At 74.0% G+C, this 1,350-nt stretch carries 1 protein-coding gene; it reads left to right on the forward strand.

Annotation, left to right across the window (positions count from 1 at the left end; translation table 11 throughout):
- The first annotated feature begins 428 nt into the window (after nt 1–428).
- A complete protein-coding gene (locus DQW06_RS27595; protein ID WP_013152130.1) occupies nt 429–1,244 on the forward strand; it encodes an SAM-dependent methyltransferase in 816 nt (271 codons plus the stop codon).
- Nucleotides 1,245–1,350: the final 106 nt, after the last annotated feature.

Consider the following 1,350-nt stretch of genomic DNA (forward strand, 5'->3'; position numbering starts at 1 on the left):
GCGCGGGCCGATGACCCCCGGCCCGCGCGGCGGGGCGTTCGGTACACGGCTCCGGCACGCGGCGGGGCGGGCGGAGGCCACCGCGGTACATGCCGTCGCCCCGCTGTCCCGCAGCCCTACGGCCGCGCCCCGGCGCTGGGCCGTCCCACCTCTGGGCCGCCCTCCCGCCGCGCCTGGCGGGGTCTCTCCCTTCCGTGGGGGAGCGCCTTCCCCCGGGGCGCGCGCGTCTTCGGTGCCGGGGGCTTTCCCTTTCGTGGGTAATACCGCCCGTAAGGGGAGAATTCGGTCATTCGGTTGGGGACGTGCGCACACGGTGTGGATAGCATCGGTGCGAGCAGTTTCCCCGATCACGGCGGTATTCCGGCTCCGTGAGCACCGGGGGCTGCGTTCCGTGACGTCCGCCCCCGTCTATCGAGGTAGATGCCCAGATGACCGACGATGCGTCCACTCCCGCCTCCGCCGAACGCCCGCCGCAGATCGACACCACCCGGACCCACTCGGCCCGGATCTGGAACTACTGGATGGGCGGCAAGGACCACTACCCGATCGACCGGGAGGCGGGCGACGCGGTCGCCGCGGGCTTCCCCGAGATCGTGGACCTGGCCCGCACCAGCCGGGAGTTCCTGATCCGCGTCGTGACCCACCTGGCGGGCGAGGCGGGCGTCCGCCAGTTCCTCGACATCGGCACCGGCATGCCCACCGCCAACAACACCCACGAGGTCGCCCAGTCGATCGCCCCGGAGGCCCGCGTGGTCTACGTGGACAACGACCCCCTCGTGCTCGCGCACGCCCGCGCGCTGCTGGTCGGCACCCCCGAGGGGGTCACCGACTACATCGACGCCGACCTGCGCGACCCCGACGCGATCCTGGAACGGGCCGCCCGGACCCTGGACTTCGACCAGCCCATCGCGCTCATGCTCATGGGCGTCCTGGGCCACGTGCCCGACGACGAGGTCCTGCCCGTCGTGCGCCGCCTGGTGGACGCGCTGCCCTCGGGCAGCTACCTGGCCAGCTACGACGGCACCAACACCAGCGAGGCCTACAACGAGGCCATCGAGGTGGGCAACAAGCAGGGCGCCGTCCCCTACCTCCTGCGCAGCCCGGAGGAGGTCGCCGCCCGCTTCGAGGGCCTGGAGCTCCTGGAGCCGGGTGTGGTGCCCTGCCCCCTGTGGCGCCCCGCCCCCATCGAGGTCGGCTCCCGGCGCGGCATGGACCAGTACGGCGGCGTGGCTCGCAAGCCCTGACACCGCACGGACGCCCGACGCCGCCCGTGGACCCCCGCGCCACGTGCGTGCCCGCCGCCGGTACCGGGTGGCGGAGGCGGCCGGGGCGGGCGGCCCCGCGCGGAAG

This window comes from Nocardiopsis sp. TNDT3 (genome assembly GCF_003427465.1).
In the GTDB taxonomy this organism is placed as follows: Bacteria; Actinomycetota; Actinomycetes; order Streptosporangiales; family Streptosporangiaceae; genus Nocardiopsis; species Nocardiopsis dassonvillei.